Below are 20,167 nucleotides of genomic sequence, written 5' to 3' on the forward strand. Positions count from 1 at the left end.
CCTTGCAGAAACCGAATACACCGAAAGCATTACTGGAACAGATAACAATCATGACCACCACTTCCCTCGCAACCGACACCGTAGCCACCATTTCCGCCGACACCCTGCGCCAGACAGCCCGCCGCTTCACCGAGACCGCGCCCGCGGCCAGGCCCGGAGACTGGACCGTGGCCGAAGTTGCCGCGCTGTACGCGCTGCCGTTCAACGACCTGCTGTTCCGCGCCCAGCAGGTGCACCGCGAGCATTTCGATGCTAATGCCGTGCAACTCTCCACGCTGCTGTCGATCAAGACCGGTGGCTGCGAAGAGGATTGCGGCTACTGCCCGCAGAGCGCGCACCACGATGCCGGCGTCACGGCCGGCAAGCTGATGGCACTGGACGAAGTGCTGGAAGCCGCGCGCGCCGCCAAGGCCAGCGGCGCAGGCCGCTTCTGCATGGGCGCCGCCTGGCGCAGCCCCAAGGACCGTCACCTGGAGCCGGTGATCGAGATGGTGAAGGAGGTCAAGGCCATGGGCCTGGAGACCTGCGTCACGCTCGGCATGCTGGAGGCCGAGCAGGCCCAGCGCCTGAAGAACGCCGGGCTGGACTACTACAACCACAACCTCGATACCTCGCCCGAGTTCTACGGCGAGATCATCGGCACCCGCACCTACCAGGACCGCCTGGACACCATCGGCCATGTGCGCGAGGCTGGCATCAACGTATGCTGCGGCGGCATCGTCGGCATGGGCGAATCGCGCGAGGCGCGCGCCGGGCTGATCGCGCAGCTCGCCAACCTCGACCCGTACCCCGAGTCGGTGCCTATCAACAACCTGGTGGCTGTCAAGGGCACGCCGCTGGCCGACACGGCGCCGATCGACCCGTTCGAATTTGTCCGCACCATCTCGGTGGCGCGCATCACCATGCCGCGCGCCATGGTGCGCCTGTCCGCCGGCCGCGAGACCATGGACGATGCGCTGCAGGCGCTGTGTTTCATGGCCGGCGCCAATTCCATCTTCTACGGCGACCGGCTGCTGACCACCGCCAATCCCCAGGCCGACCGCGATCGCGCCCTGCTGTCCCGGCTGGATATCCGCACCGAGGGCTACGCCGGGTAAGCCGGCCGGCCCCGTGACCGCTTTGCCTGCGCCCGGTTGGTGACATCGCAGGCGTTCCGCACTGCGGATCCCGGCACCGCGCCTTTCGGGGGTGCGGTGCGCCGCCGGCGACATCCGTGTCGATCCCGGCAAGTGCCCTGCACTGCGGGCAGGGCCATGCGGAAGGTGATACCTTTCATGTGTTCAGCGGCCAGCGTCACGTGGCACCTGTCTGGACCGGCCCGCTGGCAGACGCCGGTTAAGGCGCGCGGTTGCTGTCCTTCCGGGCCGGAAACGGCCGGGCCGCCGCCTCCAGGGCGCGCCTGCCGCAAGAAAACCGCAGGCAACGCCCATCCTCTGCGAAAATAGAAACAAAACCAGAGTGGAGATGAGATGAAGTTGCAGTTGTATGTACCGGACGGCCGTTACCAGCCCTGGATCGACGGTTTTGCCGAAGCCCTGCCCGAGGCGCAATGCCTGACCTGGGAAGACAGCAAGAATGAGCAGGTGGACTACGCCGTGGTCTGGCGGCCGCCGCTGGAGATGCTGCGCGGGCGTACCGACCTGAAAGCGGTCTTCAATCTCGGCGCCGGCGTGGATGGCATCCTGAGCCTGCGCGACACCGACGCGAACGCACTGCCGGCCGGCGTGCCCATCGTGCGCCTGGACGATGCCGGCATGGCCGCCCAGATGATCGACTACGTGACGCACGCGGTACTGCGCTACTTCCGCCGCCTGGACGAATACGCGCTGGCCCAGCAGGCCGGTACCTGGCGTTTTCTCAAGCCGCACCGCCGCGCCGATTTCACCATCGGCGTGATGGGCGTAGGCACGCTGGGCGCGCAGATCGCCAAGTCGCTGGCCGGATTCGGTTTCCCGGTGCGTGGCTGGAGCCGCACGGCGCGCGAAGTCGAAGGCGTGCAGGGCTTTGCCGGCGAGGCTGGCCAGGCCGGCTTCCTGGACGGGCTGCGCGTGCTGGTCAATGTCTTGCCGCTGACGCCGGAAACCGAGAACATCCTGGATGCCGGACTGCTGGGCAAGCTCGCCAAGGGCGCCTACCTGGTCAACGTGGCGCGCGGGCCGCACCTGGTCGAGGAAGACCTGCTGGCCGCGGTGCAATCCGGCCAGGTTGCCGGTGCCATGCTCGACGTGTTCCGCACCGAGCCGCTGCCTGCCGACCATCCCTTCTGGTCCGAGCCGCGCATCACCATCACGCCGCATATTGCGGCGCTGACCTTGCGCGAAGACAGCATTGAACAGATCGCGGGCAAGATCCGCGCGCTGCGCGCGGGCCAGCCGATCGCCGGCGTGGTCGACCTGCAACGCGGCTATTGAACGAACCGGGCACCGGGGCGGAGCGCCCCGGTGCCATGCACCGGATACGCCGCGCCTGCGCGGCTATCCGAAACGAGGAGACATCGTGAACCTGCCCCACTATGTGAAAGTCGTCGAAGTCGGTCCGCGCGACGGCCTGCAGAACGAAAAAGCCATGGTGCCGACCGAGGTCAAGGTCGAGCTGATCAACCGCCTGAGCGATGCCGGCTTCGTCAATATCGAAGCCGCTTCCTTCGTCTCGCCCAAATGGGTGCCGCAGATGGCCGACGGCGCCGATGTGATGGCGCGCATCCAGCGCCGGCCCGGCACCTTGTACTCGGTGCTCACGCCCAATATGAAGGGATTCGAAGGCGCGGTGGCCGCGTCCGCCGATGAGGTCGTGATCTTCGGCGCCGCCAGCGAGGCCTTCTCGCAAAAGAACATCAATTGCTCGATCGCAGAATCCATCGCGCGCTTCGAGCCGGTGGCCGCCGCCGCCAAGGAGAAAGGCTTGCGACTGCGCGCCAGCGTCTCCTGCGCGCTGGGCTGCCCCTACCAGGGCGAAGTGCCGGTGCACGCGGTGGTGGATGTGGTGCRCCGCATGCGCGATCTCGGCTGCGACGAGATCGACATCGCCGACACCATTGGCGTGGGCACGCCGGGCCGGGTGCAGGAGGTGATGCACGCGGTGGCCGCCGAATTCCCCATCGACCGCCTCTCCGGCCATTTCCACGATACCTATGGCCAGGCGCTATCCAATATCCTGGCCAGCCTGCAGGTCGGCATCTCGATCTTCCACGCGTCGGTGGCCGGTCTCGGCGGCTGCCCTTATGCCAAGGGCGCCACCGGCAATGTCGCCACGGAAGACGTGCTGTACATGCTGCACGGCATGGGCATCCACACCGGCGTGGACCTGGAGCAGGTGGTGCGGGCGGGCGACTTCATCTCGCAGTCGATCGGCCGCGCCAACAGCTCGCGCGTCGGACGCGCGCTGCTGACGAAGTGGGGCGCCGGTGCCGACGCCGCGCCCGCCTGCGTGTAAGGCATTGCCATTCGCACCCTACCGACATGAACATTCGCACTCCTGACAACGCCGGGGACACGGCAGCGTTGCCCGAAGCCGCGCAGCGCGTCGCCGGCCTGCTGGCCGGCCTCGGCCACGACAAGCCGGTGGTCATGCTGCGCGCCACCGGCAAGACCTCGGCCGAGGCCGCGGCCGGGCTCGGCTGCTCGGTGGCCGAGATCGCCAAATCCATCATCTTTCGCCGCGTGGCGGACGACGCGCCGGTGCTGGTGATCGCCAGCGGCAGCAACCGCGTCGACGAAGCCAAGGTGGCCGCCGTGGTGGGCCAGCTCGGCAAGGCCGACGCCAGGTTCGTGCGCGAGAAGACCGGCTACGCCATCGGCGGCGTCTGCCCGATCGGCCACGCGGTGGCGCCGGTGATGCTGCTCGACAGCGACCTGTTCCGCTACGACAGCCTGTGGGCCGCCGCCGGCCATCCGCACGCGGTGTTCAACCTCACGCCGCAAGAGCTGCAGCGCATGACCGGGGCCGAAGTGGCCGATGTGGCGCAGCGCGATTCCGCATGAAGCCGCCACTCGCACCCGGCATCGCCCGCGCCGCGACCGCCGCCGCACAGGCGCCCATGGCTGGCAGGGACTGATCCGATGTCGCAAGCCACCCGCCTGGCCGCCGAACTCACGCGCGGCGCGCAAGCCGCGCAGCGCGCGCAGCCCGTACCGTCGCCTTGCCGCAATGTATGCCGCATGGATGCCGCCAGCGGCTACTGCGAAGGCTGCCTGCGCACCATCGGCGAGATTGCCGCATGGTCCGGCAGCGACGAGGCCGAGCGGCGCAGGATCTGGCTGCTGTTGCCGCCGCGCGCCGCGCAACTCGCCGCACGGGCGGCGCCTTGACTGCGCCGGCGGCTGCCATGCGTGTCCACCCCAACACCACGGAGTGATCCGGCCATGACAAACGCCATCGACTGGTATTTCGACCCGATCTCGCCGTTCGCCTACCTCGCGTTCGAGCGGCTGCCCCGGGCCTTGCCGGCCCATGCCACGGTACGCTACGTGCCGCTGCTGTTTGCCGGGCTGCTGCGCCATTGGGGCAATGTCGGCCCGGCCGAGATCGCGCCCAAGCGCCGCTTCACCTTCGAACATGTGGCATGGATCGCGCACCGCGACGGCATCCGGCTCGCCATGCCTGCGGTGCATCCTTTCAATCCGTTGCCCTTGTTGCGCCTGGCGGTAGCGCTGGAACTCGAGGGCCGGCTAACGCACGCCACCCTGGCGCCGGTCTTCCGCTTTGTCTGGCAGCAAGGCCATGTGCCGCAGCAGCAGGCGGAATTCGACGCGCTGTGCGCCCTGCTTGGCGTACCCGCCGCTGCGCTGGCGCGGGACGCGGTCAAGGCGCGCCTGCGCGAACACGGGGACGAAGCCGTGGCGCGCGGCGTGTTCGGCGTGCCCACCGCCGTGCTGCAGGGCGACGCCCAGGGCCAGTTGTTCTGGGGCCTCGATGCGCTCGACATGCTGGCTGCACGGCTGAACCATGACCCCTTCTTTGCCTCCGGCGCGTTCCGTGCCGCCGCCGACTTGCCGGTGGGAACGGGGCGCGCCGATGCGCCCACCCCGGCCGCCGGCCGCTGATATTAGCCCTGACTAACCGATAGCCCGATGCCAGCCACCTTCGCGCCTCCCACCCTGCCATCCACCATGCGCGTCTTCGAGCGCGGCTGGCTGTCGGCCAACAACATCCTCTTTGTGGACGGCGACGACACCGCGCTGGTCGATTCGGGCTATGTCACGCATGCGCCGCAGACGCTGGCGCTGGTCGAGGCCGGCCTGCGGGGGCGGCCGCTGCGGCGCCTCGTGAACACGCATCTGCACTCCGACCATTGCGGCGGCAATGCCGCGCTGCAGGTCCGCTGGCAACCGCGCACGCTGATCCCCGCCGCGGAGGCCGGGGCGGTGCGCGCGTGGGATGTGGACGCCCTCAGCTACAGCGCCACCGGCCAGCAGTGCGACCGCTTCGGCTTCGACGGCGTGGTGCAGGACGGCGATGTGTTGCGCCTGGGCGGGATGGACTGGCAGGTGGTGGCGGCGCCCGGCCACGATCCCCATGCGGTGATGTTGTTCGCGCCGCAGGAAGGCATCCTGATTTCGGGCGATGCGCTGTGGGAGAGCGGCTTCGGCGTGATCTTCCCGGAACTCGACGGCGAGAGCGGTTTCGCCGAGCAGGCGGCCGTGCTGGAGCGCATCGCCGGGCTGGATGTGCGCGTGGTGATTCCCGGCCACGGGCGGCCGTTCACGAACGTCGCCGCCGCGCTCGACGTTGCCGGCGGGCGCCTGGCCTACCTGAGCGGCGATGCCGGGCGCAACGCCGTGCACGCGGTCAAGGTGCTGGTGAAGTTCAAGCTGCTGGAGCAGCAGCGCATGCCGCGCGACACGCTGCTGGCGTGGATGGCGCAGGCGCCCCTGATGCAGCGCATTCACGCGCGCTTCATGGCCGGGCAGGACATGGCGCAGGTCCTGGACCGGGTGCTGGAATCCCTCGCCGCAGCGGGCGCGCTGGCGCTGGCAGACGGCGAGGTGTACAACCGGGACTGAGCGGCGGCGCCCCGCCCTGGCGCTTGCGCCTGCCCCGATCCCTTGCGAGGAAGTCGCCCATGCCTGCCTTTCCCGTCGCATTGCTCCAGCCGCTGGTCGCGCATCTCCTGCCCTCGGCCATCCACGCGCACGGCGCCGACCTGCAGATCGAACTGGCGCCCTTCGTGCTCGGCGGCGCGCCGGTGCGTACCGCGATCCGTCTCGATGGCGTGAGCCTGCCCTCGCAAAGCCTGGAAGGACTGGCAGGCCGGCGCCTGCTGTTCCCGCTCAACCCGGAGCCCGGCTATATCGACGGCTCGATCTACGTCGACGGCCGCCATCACGCGGTCGACGTCAGCGAGCTGCGCTTCGGCGAGCTCGACCCGCACGGCCTGCCCGTGACGCTTGAAGGCTGGATTCATTTCGACGACGGCGCCCGCTTCGACGACACCGCGCTAAGCCTGAGCGCCCACATTTCCCATCCGCTGTCGGAGCCGGAGCTCGATGCATTGATCGACAACACCGCTGCCGAAGCCGGCATCGCTACCGCGCATCAGTCCGGCAAGGTGATGGCCGCACTCAGCCGCAACCCCCGCCTGCGCCATGCCGACATGGCACTGCTGCATGCGCGCGTGCAGGCCCGGTTGCTGATCGCCGAAGCCAGGAAGGCGCGATGAGCGGCGGGTTGCTACACTGACTGGCAGGGAGCGCCCGATGCACCGCCGGGAGTGGGTGCCGGCAACTCCTCCGCTGACCTAGTCGCAAGGACGCATCATGCAATCCCTCCACGGCCAAGGCTTTCTGCTTCGTCCCTTTCGCTATACCGACGTGCCGCAGTTCGTGGCGGCCGTGCACGAATCGCTCGACACGGTGGGCAAGTGGCTGCCGTGGTGCCACGCGGGCTACACCGTGCGCGATGCGGAGAACTGGGTCGACATGTGCACCGAGAACATGGGCATCGGCGAGGCCTACGATGTCGGCGTGTTCGCGCCGGACGGCAGGGAGTTGTACGGGGGCGTCTCCATCAACCAGATCAACCGGGACTACAACTTCGCCAACCTGGGCTACTGGATCCGCCAGAGCCGGCAGCGGCAGGGACTGGGCGCGCGCGCGGCGGAACTGATGGCCTGCTATGGATTCCACCGGCTCGGGCTGACGCGGCTGGAGGTGGTCGCCGCGGAGCACAACGTGGCCAGCCGCGCCGTGGCCGGGAGGATCGGCGCGCAGTTCGAATGCATCGCGCGCAACCGGCTGGTGCTGCACGGCGTGCCGTGCGCGGCGGCGATGTATTCGCTGGTGCCGCCGTGGTACCGCAATGCCGGCCCGGCCGCGGGCAAGGAGACATGAAACGAAGGGAAGCTGTCTGTGCCAGGCCATCGAATACGAGATCGGCCAGCTCGACAGCTTGCGCCCGTCAACCCTTGGTGATGGCAAACGCGTAGGTGCGCTCATCCTGCCGCGGCGTTACCTTGTATCCCTTCTTCGCCGCCCAGACATTGATCTGGAAATAGAGCGGAATCACGCCATAGTCCTTGATCCCGATTTCCGTGGCCTCCTGCAGCAGCTTCTCGCGGGCACGATCGTCGATAGTGGTCAGCGCGGTGGTCAGCTTGGCGTCCAGCGCCGGGTTGCTGTAGCGCCCGCGGTTGGATGCGCCCCAGCCCTTGGCCGGGTCATAGGTTGCCAGCAGCGACTTCAGCGACGATCCCGCTTCACCGGTATCCGCACCCCATCCGGCCAGCAAGAAGGAAAACTCCAGCTTGTTGGCGCGCGTGAAGAAGGTGGCGGACGGCATGGCCTCCACCTTTGCCTGGATGCCGATGCGCGACAGCATGGAGGCGATGGCCTGCGCGACCTGTTCGTCGTTGACGTAGCGGTTGTTGGGCGCATGCAGCGTGAGCTGGAAGCCGTCCGGGTAGCCGGCTTCGGCCAGCAGCTTCCTGGCGCCAGCCGCATCGAAGGTATCGGGCCTGAGGCCCGGCACATAGCCGAAGAGCGTGGCGTTGACCAGCTGGCCAGTGGGTTCGGCGGCGCCTTCCATCACGCGGTCGACGATGGCCTGGCGGGAGATGGCGTGCGAGATCGCGGCGCGTACGCGCGGGTCTTTCAGCGGGTTCTTCGCCAGCGGCTTGCCGGCCTTGTCGGTGACGAAGGGGGTGACATCGCGATTGGTGTCGAGGTGCAGGTACATCATGCGGAAGGTGGACACCTTGAACACGCTCACGCCGGGATCGGCCGAGAGCTTGCGGATATCCGACGTGGGCACGTTCTCGATGACCTGCACGTCGCCGGCAAGCAATGCTGCGACGCGCGGCGCATCGTTGGTGAGGATGCGCAGCGAGACCGTGTCCCACTCCGGCTTGTTGCCCCAGTAGGCTTCGTTGCGGGTCAGTTCCACGCGGTCGCCCTTGCGGAAGCTGGCGAACTTGTAGGGGCCGGTGCCCACCATCGCGCGGCCGCTGTTGAAGTCTTCGCTGGTGGCGTTCTCGGCGACCTTCTTCGACACCATGTAGATGGTGGACAGGTCATTGGGCACCAGCGGGTAGGGGCCGTGGGTGGTGATGCGCACGGTCAGCTTGTCGACCGCGACGATGTCCTTGAAGCCCTTGGTGTAGATGGTGTATGGCGAGGGGCTGTTCTTGACCGTGGCGGGGCGGTTCAGCGAGTAGACCACATCGGCCGAGGTGAACTCGCTGCCGTCGTGGAACTTCACGCCGGGGCGCAGCTTGATCTCCCAGGTGGTGTCGTCGACCGGCTTCCACGATAGCGCCAGCGCCGGCTTGAAGCGCATCTTCTCGTCCTTGGCAATCAGGGCTTCGAACATATGCTCGGCCACGTTCGCGTTGGGCGTGACGTTGTGATAATGCGGATCCAGCGAGGTGATGTCCCCGGACAGGCCGATGGTGAGGCCCGCGGCAAAAACGGTCGGGGAGAGGGCGGCGCAGGCAAGGCTCGTGGCAAGCGCTGCGGCGCCGAGGGCGCGGCGGATGATGGTCATCGATGAGTCCCTGGTCGGCGTGATGCGCAAGATGCGCAAGATGCTGTGCAGGGATTGTCGGGAGTCGCAGACATCCATGTCAAGGCGGGCAGACCCGCAGCGCCGGATGCACCGGCACGATGCGGCCATGCACAGCCGGCGTGCCGTTTTGCCGCGTGTTTTCCCTGCTGTGTGGCACGAACGGGCGGAGTGGCTCGCCGTGAAACAGCGCAACTGTTCCTGTGCGGCCTGACAGTCGCGCCGTATAGTGGACGCCGCATCCACTCCGCCAGCGGCGCCGCCCATCCATGCTGAAAATTCTCGGAAAAGCCTCCTCCATCAATGTCCGCAAAGTGCTCTGGTGCTGCGACGAACTCGGCTTGCCGTTCGTGCGCGAGGACTGGGGTTCAGGCTATCGCGCGACGGATAGCGCGGAATTCCTCGTGCTGAATCCGAACGCCATGGTGCCGGTGATCGACGACGATGGCTTCGTGCTGTGGGAGTCGAACTCCATCATCCGCTACCTGGCGTCGCGCTACGGCGATGGCACCCTTTACCCAGGCACCGCGCGGGAGCGCGCCCGGGTGGATCAATGGATGGACTGGCAGGCGACGGAGCTGAACAATGCGTGGCGCTACGCTTTCATGGCGCTGGTTCGGCAATCGCCGTTGCACCGGGACGAGCGGGAGAGCGCCGTCTCCGTCGCCAGTTGGTCAAGGCATATCGGCATCCTGGAGCGGCAGCTTGCAGACACCGGCGCCTATGTCGCCGGCGAGCGCTTCACGCTCGCGGACATCCCGATCGGCTTGTCGGTGAACCGCTGGTATGCCACGCCGCTGGCGCACCCCGCCTTCCCCGCGGTGGCGGCCTACTTCGAGCGGCTCGGCGCGCGCGAAGGATTCGCGCGGCACGGCCGCAACGGGATTGCCTGAGGCCCGGAGCGGGGGCTGCACCCCCGTTCGCGCCCCGGGCCGTGCTCAGAACGTCGTGCGCACGCCCAGCTTGACGCTACGCCCCGGCAGCGGCGCAATGTCGCGCAGGATCGAGGTGGCCATGCGCGCATCCTGGTTGGTCAGGTTATCGCCGCGCAGGTAGACCAGGGTCTGGGAGCCCGCCACCTTGAACTTGTAGGTGATGGACACGCCGAGCAGGGTGTAGGCATCGGTGGGCGTGTCATTGGCCGGCACACGGGTTTGCCGGGCCGCGTAGGTCACGTCGGCGCGCGCGCCCCAGGGGCCGGCGCCATAGACCAGGGAGCCGCCCAGGCGCAGCGGCGCCAGCCGCGGCAGCGGCTGGCCGGTGCTGCGGTTCTCGCCGCGCACGTAATCGGCGCGGGTTTCCAGGTCGAGGGTGTCGCTGCCGGTCAGCAGCTTCTGCGCCACGCGCGCCTTGCCTTCGGCCTCGAAGCCATACATCGTGGCCGGCACGCCCATGTACTGCATCACAGGCAGCGCGCCGGCGCTGCCTGGGGTCACGAAATCGCCTTCCGCGTCGCGTGCCGTGCCGGTGTTGGTGAGTGCCAGGTAGTTCGAGAACCGGCTGTAGTAGCCGGAGATGCCGGCGCTGTGCGGACCGGACTTGAAGCGCACGCCCAGGTCCAGCGAGGTGGCGCGCTCCTTGGCGGCGTTGGGGTCGCCTTGCTCCCATGAGCCGGTGGCCAGGTGGGGGCCATTGGCGTACAGCTCGTAGAAGGTGGGAGCGCGCTCCGTGTAGGCCAGATTGCTGGTCAGCGACCAGGCCGGCGCCAGCTTGTAGAGCAGGCCGGCCGAGGCGCTGCCGGCGTTGAAGCTGCGGCTGGCGTCGGCGAAGCGGTCGTTGCCGTTGGCGTAAGACTTCAGGCTGGTGTGGTCCATGCGGCCGCCCAGGTTGAGCTTGAGGTCGCCGTCGGCGGTCAGCGGCATTTCCTCGAAGACGAACAGCGCGGCATTGTCGGTATCGGTGGTCGGCACGAAGGCCTCCTCGCCGAGCGCCGAGAAGCGGGTCGAACCGAACTGGGTGCCGATCACGCCCGTCATGTTGCCGATACGCGCGTGCTTGGCCTCGAAGCGCGCATCCCAGCCATTGTTCTTGAAGATGGTGCCGGTCTGGCCCCCCTCGATTTCCTTGTGCTCGTAGTCGGTATAGCTGAACTTGCCCTTGACCGATTCGATAAAGCCGCCGGTATTGGCCGTCAGGTTGCGAGCCTCGCCCTCCAGCGCGAAACGTTGCTGGTGCATCTGGAGGCGTACGTCGCTCTCGGCCGGCGTGCCGTATGCGTTGTGGTACTCGCTGTAGTTGGCGCCGACGAAGCCGTCGGCCCAGGTGTAGGAGCCGCCCAGCGAGCCGCCTTGCTGCTGCGAACTGGTGTTGGGCAGGCGGCCGTAGGCTTCGCTTTCGCCGTCCGGAAGCGGCTGGCTGTTGCGCAGGGCGGCGCTGCGGGCGTAGCCGGGAATGTGCAGGTCGCTGGTCTTGCGCACGAAGGCATCGGCGTGGATGGCGATCTGGCCGTTGCCGGCCTCGATCAGGCCACTGGAGTTGCGCGCGACGTCGCCGCCGGCGGTGGCGCTGGCTTCGACCGCGCCGCCGATGCCCTCGATCGGCTCCTTGGGAATGCGGTTGTCGATGACGTTGACCACGCCGCCGATGGCGTTGCCGCCGTACATCAGCGCGGCCGGGCCGCGCACCACCTCGATGCGCTCGGCCACCAGCGGGTCGAGCGCCACGGCGTGGTCGTTGGACAGCGTGGAAGCGTCGATGGTGCTACCGCCGTTCTGCAGCACCTTGATGCGGTCGCCGTCCAGGCCACGAATGATCGGGCGGCTGGCATTGGGGCCGAAGTAGCTGGAGGACACGCCCGGCAGCTTGTCCAGGGTGTCGCCCAGCGTGCTGCCCTGGCGCACGGTGAGGGCATCGCCGCCGAGGGAGGAGACCGGCGCCACCAGGTCGGTGAGCTCGCTGCCCAGCGGGTTGGCGGTGACGACCACCTCGCGCAGGGTGGCCGAGGGCGCCGGCGTTGCCTCGCTGGCGGGGGCGGCGGCAGGTGCCGGAGCGGCGGGAGCGCCTTGCGCGAAGGCGCCGGTGGAAACGGAGGCGGAGGCGATCAGGGCCGCAATGGCGGCGAGCGGCGTGCGCCGCACGCGGTGTTCTTGTTGGAGGCGGAAAGACATGGCTCGCGGTGTTCTTGGATGCTATCGAACGCTGGGCGCTGGCATGCGAGCGCCGGCCATGCACCGCCCGGCGCGAAATGCGCTGGGCGGCGGCGGGCAGGGCGGTTCGGAAGCGTGGCGCGTTGCGTCAGGCGGCGAGCAGCGGCAGGGTGGCCGCCGCCCGGGGTTCAGGCTTGAGCGTGAACGGCCGGAGGTGCGCGCGAGCGGAAAGGCTGGGGATGCCGCAGGTCAGGCCGGCGCCAGCCGACGCTGAACGGAACCGGCGATTGCAGGTGCGTGAGCGCCGGCATGACCGGCGTGCCGCAATGGCTGGCGGCCACTGTGGCGCCATCGAACAAGACGCAGAAGTGCCCCGCCAGCTTCAGCGAGAAGGGCTGGCCGGGGTCGGCGGCCTGGATCGCGTCGGTGCCGGAGGCCGTGACGGCGGCTCCGTCGTGGCCAGCGTCAAACTCGCCGTTACTGGTGTTCGCCTGCTGTGGCGGGCTGAGCAGCCCGCCGTGATGGATGCGGTGCGTCAGGCCGGCATGCTGGGCCAGCAAGAGGCACAGCGCCAGCCATAGCGCCGGCCACAGGCCGAGGCCGCGGGCGCGGCGGCGCTGCAGGCGTTGCCAGAGCGGCGGGGGGTTAGTGTCCATGCCCGCCGTGAACGTGCATGTGGTGATGACCGTGGTCATCGCAACCGCAGTCCTCACCATGCTCGTGATCGTCGCCCTCGCCCTCCAGGCCGTCATCCCAGCTCGGGAACGGGTCGGCATACTGCGCCCAGGCGTCGGGGCCGTCCGCCATTTCGGCATCGGTCAGCAGGCAGGCATCGAGCAGGGCCTCGAGCGCGGGGCGGTCCAGATCCTGGCCGATCAGCACCAGTTCCTGCCGGCGATCGCCATAAGGGGCGGGTTTGCCGTCCACCGTCATGTCGGCTAGCAGTTCGGCGCGGCCTGCTTCGTCCTCCGGCCATTCGGCCGGGTCCAGCGCGGCCCACCAGGCGCCGGCGCCGCCGTGGCGGCATACGCCGCCGGCCTGGCCCCAGGTGCCGGCCGCGTGCATGCGCGTGGCCAGCCAGAAGAAGCCCTTGGAGCGCAGCACTGTGCCATGCTCGCGCAGCCACTCGGTATGGATCAGGTCGGCAAAGCGCTGCGGATGGAAGGGGCGGCGGCGGCGGTAGACAAAGCTGCCGATGCCGTAGGCTTCGCTCTCCGGCACGTGCTCGCCGCGCAGTTCGGCCAGCCAGCCCGGTGCCGCGGCGGCGGCATCGAAGTCAAAGCGGCCAGTGTCGAGAATGCTGTCCAGCGGCACTTCGCCGAAGCTCGCCGGTACGATGCTGGCGCGCGGGTTGAGCGAATGCAGGATGCCGGCGAGGCGCTCGCGCTCGGTCTCGCTGACGAGGTCGAGCTTGTTGAGCACGATCACGTCGCAGAACTCGACCTGCTCGATCAGCAGGTCGACCACCGTGCGGTCGTCGTCCTCGTCGCGGGCCTGGCCACGGTCCTGGAGAAAATCGGCTTCGTTGAAATCCTGCAGGAAGTGGGCGGCATCGACCACCGTCACCATGGTGTCGAGGCGGGCGATGCTGTCCAGCGCCACGCCGTGCTCGTCCTCGAAGGTGAAGGTTTCGGCGATGGGCAGCGGCTCGGCCACGCCCGTCGACTCCACCAGCAGGTAATCGAAGCGGCCCTCGCGCGCCAGGTTGCCGATCTCGGTCAGCAAGTCCTCGCGCAGCGTGCAGCAGATGCAGCCGTTGGTCAGTTCGATCAGGCGCTCGCCGGCCTGCGCCAGCATGCCGTCGCCAAGCAGCCGGGCATCGATGTTGACATCGGCCAGGTCGTTGACGATCACGGCCACCCGCTTGCCTTCGCGGTTGGCCAGTACATGATTGAGCAGGGTAGTCTTGCCGGCACCGAGGAATCCGGACAGCACGGTGACGGGCAGGCGATCGGCCATGGCATCTAGGCGCGCCGGGGCAGGGCGGCACGCGTTATTGCAACAAAGTTGCGACTGTATCAGAAAGCGGTCGGGAAAGCAGGCAATTCAAGGCGCGTTGGCCGCAAGAATCCCGCCGTTCCTAATGATAGGCCCGTGACTGTGACACCACAAAGGCGAAAGACGAAAGGGCGCCGTGCCCGGCCAGTGGCATGTGCCCAAGCAAAACGGCCCGGAGAACCGGGCCGTCGGGAAGCGCGGGCAGGCCGCGGATCAGTCGCCGAACAGCTTCTGGCGCAGTTCGCGGCGCTGCTGGGCTTCCAGCGAGAGCGTGGCGGTGGGGCGCGCCAGCAGGCGTGGCACGCCGATCGGCTCGCCGGTTTCCTCGCACCAGCCGTAGTCGCCGGATTCGATGCGGGCCAGCGATTGCTCCACCTTCTTGAGCAACTTGCGCTCGCGGTCGCGCGTGCGCAGTTCCAGCGCATGCTCTTCCTCGATGGTGGCGCGGTCGGCCGGATCCGGCACGATGACCGTTTCGCGCAGATGCTCGGTGGTCTGATCGGCGTTCTTCAGGATATCGTCGCGCAGCTGCTCAAGGCGATGTTTGAAGAAGGCGAGTTGCGCCTCGTTCATGTAATCCTTGTCGCCCATCTTCAGGATTTCAGCTTCAGTCAGAAGTTTATTGCTGCTCATGGTTGCTGCTGATTCTCTTGTTGGTGCGACCGGCGGCGTCTTGGTCCGCTCGGGTGCAGTGTCCGGCCGCTTGCGCGGTGCGGACGTTTCGCTCTGGCTGGCTGCAGTCTTGCTGCTTTGCGTGCCTCCCTTGGCCTCGCCCGCACCGGCGTGCGCCGTACTGCCGCGGGGAGCAGGCGCAGCCTCCATGGACTGCGCCTTCAGCGTCTCGGCCGCAGCGCTGCTGCTTTTGCTGCGGCTTTCTTTCGTTTTCGTTGCGGCTACCATGGGACACCTCTCTCTCGCGTCGATCGATGACGGCGCGTGACGGGTGCCCCAAGCGGAGGGCGGTCTCCGCATCAAGCACTGCGACCGCACCTGCCGGCAGCCCGCCTCATGCTGACGACGACCGCCGCCCTGCATTGCGGGCGCCATGACCAAAAGACAAAAGGCTACGTTACCCGCACTAAATCCAGCCTATTGTACTTGAACAAAAAATTTGGAGATATGGGAGAAAAGCGGGGAGTTTTCCCTGATATCCCCGCCTCCCTCCGGTGGAGGGGGGCGCCAGGGCGGGCTGCGGGGTCCGGAGGGCTCAGGCCAGGCAGGTGGCCAGGCCCTTCAGGATGGCGTCCTTGGGCAGGTCCACGCCAATGAAGACCATTTTGGTGCCGGGGGTTTCATCGCCCCATTTGGCGCCGATATCGCTGCCCATCAACTGGTGCACGCCCTGGAAGACCACTTTCCGGTCCACCGCGTCCATATAGAGCACGCCCTTGTAGCGCAGCAGTTTTTCCCCGTAGACCGACAGGATGCCGGACAGGAATTCCTCCAGCTTGCCGTAGTTGAAGGGTTTTTCGCTACGGAAGACGAAAGAGCCGATGCGATCGGTGTGATGGTGATGGTGGTGGTGGTCGTGCTTGTGGCCGTGATCGTGGTGGTCATGGCCGCAGTCGTCGCCGCAATGCTCGCCGTGGGCGTGCTCGTGCCCATGGTCGTGATCGTGCTCTTCGGCCTCGGCGCGCAGGAAATCCGGGTCGATTTCCAGTTTTTCGTTCAGGTTGAAGCCGCGCAGGTCGAAAATGGTGTCGATCGGCGCTTCGCCGAAATGCGCCGTGCGCACGGGCGCGCGCGGGTTCATGTGCAGCAGGCGGTGGCGCAGGTCGCCGATGTCGTCTTCCGCCACCAGGTCCGCCTTGGTGATGAAGATGGCGTCGGCAAAGCCGACCTGGCGCTGCGCCTCTTCCTGTTTGTCGAGTTGCTGGTTGGCGTGCTTGGCGTCCACCAGGGTGATCACGGCGTCGAGCAGGTAGCGCTGGGCGATCTCGTCGTCCATGAAGAACGTCTGGGCCACCGGGCCGGGGTTGGCCACGCCGGTGGTTTCGATCACTACCCGGTCGAAATCGATCTCGCCCGCATCGCGCCGGGTCATCAGTTGCGACAGCGCCGCCACCAGGTCGCCGCGGATGGTGCAGCAGATGCAGCCGTTGCTCATCTGCACGATCTGCTCGCGGCCATCCTGCACCAGGATCTCATTGTCGATGTTTTCTTCGCCGAACTCGTTTTCGATCACGGCGATCTTCATGCCGTGCTGCTCATTCAGGATGCGCTTGAGCAGGGTGGTCTTGCCGCTGCCGAGGAAGCCGGTCAGGATGGTGACCGGGGTCAGTTTGGACATTGTTTTCTCCGGGAAGGGATGCCGCTTGGCCTGTCGTGTGCGCGGGCAAGTGTGGCCAGGATAACTTCGTTCTTGTGTGGGGCGGGCAAGCAGCCCCCTCGCTCAGCCTTGCCGGCCATGGGTGCGTGCGCCGCATTCGGCGCAAACGCCGTTGACGGTGAGTTCCACGTGCTCCACGGCAAAGCCGCTGGGCACCTTGGGCGCGGCCTGTGCCGGCGCGCTGACGCCGTCCAGGCAGAAGGTGCGGTCGCAGCGGTTGCAGTGGAAATGGCTGTGCTGCCGGTGCACTTGCGCGCGGGCTGCCTCGTGCTCGACCAGGCTGAAGCGGAATACGCGGTCGTGGCCGGCCCGCTTCTGGGCCAGTCCCTGCTCGACCAGCCAGTCGAGCACGCGGTAGACGGTAACGCGGTCGATCGCTTCGCCGTCGGCCGGCATGCGATCGATCACGGCCTGGTGGGTCAGCGGCTCATGGCTTTCCATCAGGCAGGCCAGGATGCCAAGGCGCGGCTGGGTCACACGGGCGCCCAGCTCGCGCAGGCGCTCGTGGGCGGCGTCCAGGGTGCCCGGCGCGGGTGTCATGGCGGAGGAAGGCATGTCCTGGGTAGGGGAGGGGCTGCTGCTCATGGACCGATTTAACCATAGCGTCCCAGGTGATGCAATTCAGTTGCGTCAACTCGGTGCTGCTTGATGCCTTTGCCGCCGCCCGCCTGCTTTGCGTCTATCATCGCCAGCAGGCGGCACGCGAGGCGCAAGGGCAAGCATGGGCGCCGCAGACCGGCCGCAGTTCCGGAGAATCCGAGGAGACCCGAATGCAGAACGATGCCAGCGCCCTGCTGTTTCCCAATTTCGAGCCTTTCCGCATGCAGCTCGGCGAGGTCGCCATCGCCGGCGTGCGGGGCGGCTCGGGCCCACCCCTGCTGCTGCTGCACGGGCATCCGCAGAGCCACCTGATCTGGCACAAGGTGGCGCCGGCGCTGGCCGACCGTTTCACCGTCATTGCCACCGACCTGCGCGGCTATGGCAACAGCAGTGCGCCGCCGGGCAACACCGGCCACGAGAACTACAGCAAGCGCGCGATGGCACAGGACCAGGTGGAGGTGATGGCGCGCCTGGGCTTTAACGCCTTCGCGCTATGCGCCCATGACCGCGGCGCCCGCGTGGCGCACCGCTTGTGCGTGGACCACCCCGGCCGGATTTCGCGCGCCATGCTGCTCGACATCGCCCCTACGCTGGCCATGTACGAACGCACCAGCATGGCGTTTGCCGCCGCCTATTGGCACTGGTTCTTCCTGATCCAGCCGGCGCCGTTCCCGGAGACGCTGATCAATGCCGAGCCGGAGTTCTACCTTAACAAGCTGATGGGCCTGCGCCACGCCGGCCTGAGTCCCTTCGTGCCTGACGCGATGGCCGCCTACACAGCCGCCATGCGCGATCCGGCCCATGTGCACGCCATGTGCGAGGACTACCGTGCGGCCGCCACCATCGACCAGGATCACGACCGCGCCGACCGCACGGATGGCCGCCAGATCGATTGCCCGCTGCGCGTGCTGTGGGGCGAGCACGGCGTGGTGGCGCGCTGCTTCGAGCCGCTGTCGCTGTGGCAGGAGGTGGCGAGCGATGTCAGCGGCCGCGCGGTCCCGTGCGGGCACTACATTCCCGAGGAAGCGCCCGGGGTGCTGCAGGAGGAAATGCTCGCCTTCTTCTGTTGAGCCTCTGTTGAGCCAGCTCAAGACTTGTCTGTAGCGCATTGAATACATTTGGTGTGTCGCGGCGAAGAAATGTCTTAGCGGGTATTTCCGGATATTTGCCATTTTTCGACATTGATAGCATTGCGCTCCGGTCGCGCGGCCCAAGCCGCGCCGGCCGTATGCGCTGCGCCCGCGTCATGGTCGGCGCCGCCGCCCCGATCGGGCCGGCGGCGCAGGGGCGGCCGCGCCCGACAGGGCGCGCCACTCCGGCCGGGGCAGTGCCGGTACGGGAACAGAAGGGTATCCAGGAGAAAGCATGAAACGAGTTGCACAGTTTGTGGCTGCCGCGCTGACGGTCGGCGTGATGGGGATGCATGCGGGCGCGCAGGCACAGGAGTTCCCGGGCGGCAAGCCGGTCTCGGTGGTGGTGCCGTTCGCCGCGGGCGGCCCGACCGACAAGGTGTCGCGCGAGCTGGTCATGATCATGTCCAAGCACCTGGGTACCACGATGGTGATCGAGAACCTGGGCGGCGCGGGCGGCACCATCGGCGCCAAGAAGGTTGCGCAGGCCAAGGGCGATGGCTACACCATCCTGATCCACCATATCGGCATGTCCACCGCGCCGGCGCTGTACCGCAACCTCGGCTTCGATCCGCTCAAGGACTTCGAAACCGTGGGCGAGATCGCCGACGTGCCGATGGTGATGATCGGCAACAAGMAMCTGCCGCCSGCCARCTTCAAGGAMCTGSTGCCCTATATCAAGGCCAATGCCAGCAAGCTGTCGATGGCCAACGCCGGCATCGGCTCTGCCTCGCACCTGTGCGGCCTGCTCTTCCTGAGCGCGATCCAGACCGACCTGACCACGGTGCCCTACAAAGGCACGGCGCCGGCGCTGACCGATATCCTGGGCGGCCAGGTCAACCTGATGTGCGACCAGACCACCAATATCGCCGGCCAGCTCAAGGCGGGCGCGCTCAAGCCGTACGCCGCCATGCAGAGCCGCCGCGTGGAAGCCTTCAAGGACATCCCGACGGCCGCCGAGCAGGGCCTGCCTGGTGTCGAAGTGAAGATCTGGCACGCCATGTACGCGCCCAAGGGCACGCCCAAGCCGGTGGTGGACAAGCTCTCCGCCGCACTGCAGAAGGCCGTGACGGACCCGACCTTCCGGGCCAAGATGGCCGAGCTGGGTGCGGAGGCAGTGCCCGCCCAGCGCGCCACGCCGGATTCGCTGAAGGCCTTCCTGTCGGCGGAAATCGGCAAGTGGAGCCCGGTGATCAAGAAGGCCGGCGTCTACGCGGACTGATCGCCGCCACCCGCGGGGCGCGAGCCCGGATGCAGAAAAGGCCACGCGCGATGCGTGGCCTTTTTGTTTTTCATCCCACGGCCCGCCGCGCCCCCGCGCTTGCTGTGGCCTCCTCGTCTATATTGATCTGGTTGCTTTCGGTCCGGTGGAGGGCGCCAGGGATGGCCGGCGCGGTGGCCCTTGAATTCGCCCGCACCCGTCGCCACCTACGTCCAAGACATATTCTCGCGAAGCCACCATGGAACAGTATCACGGCACTACCATCGTCAGCGTCCGGCGCGGCAACCAGGTTGCAGTCGGCGGTGACGGCCAGGTCACTCTTGGCAATATTGTGATGAAGGGCACCGCACGCAAGGTGCGGCGCATCTATAACGGCAAGGTACTGGTCGGCTTTGCCGGCAGTACCGCGGATGCCTTCTCGCTGCTCGATCGCTTCGAGGCCAAGCTGGAGAAGTACCAGGGCAACCTGACCCGCGCCGCCGTTGACCTCGCCAAGGACTGGCGCTCGGACCGCGCGCTGCGCCGGCTCGAAGCCATGCTGATCACTGCCGACCGCGACACCACCCTGGTGATCACCGGTAACGGCGACGTGCTCGACCCCGAGGGTGGCGTGGCCGCGATCGGCTCGGGCGGCGCCTACGCGCAGTCGGCGGCCAAGGCGCTGGTGGAGAACACCGAGCTTTCGCCCAAGGACATTGTGGAAAAGTCGCTGGGCATCGCCGGCGAACTCTGCATCTACACCAACACCAATTTCGTCATCGAGACGCTGGAATGAGCGTCGGACGGCCGCGTAGTCCCTCGACGC

Annotated in this window: 21 protein-coding genes; 14 read left to right on the forward strand and 7 right to left on the reverse strand. The window is 67.4% G+C overall.

The window, feature by feature from the left end:
• Positions 1-50 precede the first annotated feature (50 nt).
• The 9 genes from bioB (at position 51) to AC1DT6_RS20720 (ending at position 7,328) form a co-directional block, all read left to right on the forward strand.
• Entirely contained in the window at positions 51-1,097 is a 1,047-nt protein-coding gene (gene bioB, locus AC1DT6_RS20680) for a biotin synthase BioB (protein WP_477114840.1), read from the forward strand.
• 372 nt (positions 1,098-1,469) lie between these two features.
• Positions 1,470-2,411 (forward strand): 2-hydroxyacid dehydrogenase, encoded by a 942-nt coding sequence (locus AC1DT6_RS20685; RefSeq protein WP_045236229.1) that lies wholly within the window; start codon positions 1,470-1,472, stop codon positions 2,409-2,411.
• Positions 2,412-2,496: 85 nt separating this feature from the next.
• The gene (locus AC1DT6_RS20690) at positions 2,497-3,432 is read left to right on the forward strand and encodes a hydroxymethylglutaryl-CoA lyase (RefSeq protein ID WP_477114841.1); all 936 of its coding nucleotides are present in this window, start codon (positions 2,497-2,499) and stop codon (positions 3,430-3,432) included.
• Positions 3,433-3,458: 26 nt separating this feature from the next.
• Positions 3,459-3,980, forward strand: coding sequence for a YbaK/EbsC family protein (locus AC1DT6_RS20695; RefSeq protein WP_477114842.1), 522 nt, complete (start codon positions 3,459-3,461; stop codon positions 3,978-3,980).
• Between the two features lie 78 nt (positions 3,981-4,058).
• Complete coding sequence (locus AC1DT6_RS20700) at positions 4,059-4,307, forward strand: DUF1289 domain-containing protein (protein ID WP_441635915.1); 249 nt, start codon at positions 4,059-4,061, stop codon at positions 4,305-4,307.
• A 54-nt stretch (positions 4,308-4,361) separates the two neighbouring features.
• Entirely contained in the window at positions 4,362-5,042 is a 681-nt protein-coding gene (locus AC1DT6_RS20705; RefSeq protein ID WP_441635917.1) for a 2-hydroxychromene-2-carboxylate isomerase, read from the forward strand.
• Positions 5,043-5,069: 27 nt separating this feature from the next.
• The gene (locus AC1DT6_RS20710; protein ID WP_477114843.1) at positions 5,070-6,002 is read left to right on the forward strand and encodes an MBL fold metallo-hydrolase; all 933 of its coding nucleotides are present in this window, start codon (positions 5,070-5,072) and stop codon (positions 6,000-6,002) included.
• 59 nt (positions 6,003-6,061) lie between these two features.
• Positions 6,062-6,658, forward strand: coding sequence for a GatB/YqeY domain-containing protein (locus AC1DT6_RS20715; protein WP_477114844.1), 597 nt, complete (start codon positions 6,062-6,064; stop codon positions 6,656-6,658).
• Positions 6,659-6,755: 97 nt separating this feature from the next.
• Entirely contained in the window at positions 6,756-7,328 is a 573-nt protein-coding gene (locus tag AC1DT6_RS20720) for a GNAT family N-acetyltransferase (RefSeq protein ID WP_441635923.1), read from the forward strand.
• A gap of 67 nt (positions 7,329-7,395) precedes the next feature.
• Here AC1DT6_RS20720 and AC1DT6_RS20725 read toward each other — a convergent pair whose 3' ends face one another.
• The gene (locus AC1DT6_RS20725; RefSeq protein WP_441635925.1) at positions 7,396-8,979 is read right to left on the reverse strand and encodes an ABC transporter substrate-binding protein; all 1,584 of its coding nucleotides are present in this window, start codon (positions 8,977-8,979) and stop codon (positions 7,396-7,398) included.
• Here AC1DT6_RS20725 and AC1DT6_RS20730 point away from each other — a divergent pair.
• Together AC1DT6_RS20730 and AC1DT6_RS20735 are read left to right on the forward strand one after the other, a co-directional pair.
• Positions 8,969-9,211, forward strand: a complete 243-nt coding sequence (locus AC1DT6_RS20730) for a hypothetical protein (RefSeq protein ID WP_441635927.1) — start codon at positions 8,969-8,971, stop codon at positions 9,209-9,211. The two genes, AC1DT6_RS20725 and AC1DT6_RS20730, sit on opposite strands and share 11 nt — an antisense overlap.
• A gap of 55 nt (positions 9,212-9,266) precedes the next feature.
• Positions 9,267-9,890, forward strand: coding sequence for a glutathione S-transferase family protein (locus AC1DT6_RS20735; protein WP_477114845.1), 624 nt, complete (start codon positions 9,267-9,269; stop codon positions 9,888-9,890).
• Positions 9,891-9,935: 45 nt separating this feature from the next.
• On the opposite strand, the gene AC1DT6_RS20740 is transcribed toward AC1DT6_RS20735, so the two are convergent.
• The 6 genes from AC1DT6_RS20740 to AC1DT6_RS20765 form a co-directional block, all read right to left on the reverse strand.
• Complete coding sequence (locus AC1DT6_RS20740) at positions 9,936-12,104, reverse strand: TonB-dependent receptor (RefSeq protein WP_477103454.1); 2,169 nt, start codon at positions 12,102-12,104, stop codon at positions 9,936-9,938.
• Between the two features lie 167 nt (positions 12,105-12,271).
• Entirely contained in the window at positions 12,272-12,739 is a 468-nt protein-coding gene (locus tag AC1DT6_RS20745) for a hypothetical protein (protein ID WP_441635933.1), read from the reverse strand.
• On the reverse strand, positions 12,729-14,042 hold the full coding sequence (gene zigA / locus AC1DT6_RS20750) for a zinc metallochaperone GTPase ZigA (protein WP_477114846.1): 1,314 nt from the start codon (positions 14,040-14,042) through the stop codon (positions 12,729-12,731). The genes AC1DT6_RS20745 and zigA overlap by 11 nt, the downstream gene beginning before the upstream one ends.
• A gap of 252 nt (positions 14,043-14,294) precedes the next feature.
• Positions 14,295-14,714, reverse strand: coding sequence for an RNA polymerase-binding protein DksA (dksA, locus tag AC1DT6_RS20755; protein ID WP_035874393.1), 420 nt, complete (start codon positions 14,712-14,714; stop codon positions 14,295-14,297).
• Between the two features lie 574 nt (positions 14,715-15,288).
• Positions 15,289-16,371 carry a CobW family GTP-binding protein gene (locus AC1DT6_RS20760; RefSeq protein WP_477114847.1) on the reverse strand — a complete coding sequence of 361 codons (1,083 nt, stop codon included), beginning with the start codon at positions 16,369-16,371 and terminating at the stop codon, positions 15,289-15,291.
• 102 nt (positions 16,372-16,473) lie between these two features.
• Entirely contained in the window at positions 16,474-16,950 is a 477-nt protein-coding gene (locus tag AC1DT6_RS20765; protein ID WP_276286661.1) for a Fur family transcriptional regulator, read from the reverse strand.
• A gap of 230 nt (positions 16,951-17,180) precedes the next feature.
• On the opposite strand from AC1DT6_RS20765, the gene AC1DT6_RS20770 reads away from it, so the two are divergent.
• From AC1DT6_RS20770 to hslV, 3 genes are all read left to right on the forward strand, one after another.
• Complete coding sequence (locus tag AC1DT6_RS20770; protein ID WP_477114874.1) at positions 17,181-18,080, forward strand: alpha/beta fold hydrolase; 900 nt, start codon at positions 17,181-17,183, stop codon at positions 18,078-18,080.
• 295 nt (positions 18,081-18,375) lie between these two features.
• Positions 18,376-19,362 carry a tripartite tricarboxylate transporter substrate-binding protein gene (locus tag AC1DT6_RS20775; RefSeq protein ID WP_477114848.1) on the forward strand — a complete coding sequence of 329 codons (987 nt, stop codon included), beginning with the start codon at positions 18,376-18,378 and terminating at the stop codon, positions 19,360-19,362.
• 238 nt (positions 19,363-19,600) lie between these two features.
• Complete coding sequence (gene hslV / locus AC1DT6_RS20780) at positions 19,601-20,137, forward strand: ATP-dependent protease subunit HslV (protein ID WP_006162714.1); 537 nt, start codon at positions 19,601-19,603, stop codon at positions 20,135-20,137.
• The last annotated feature ends 30 nt before the right edge of the window (positions 20,138-20,167 follow it).

The sequence above is a fragment of the Cupriavidus sp. 01L45 genome, assembly GCF_056399885.1.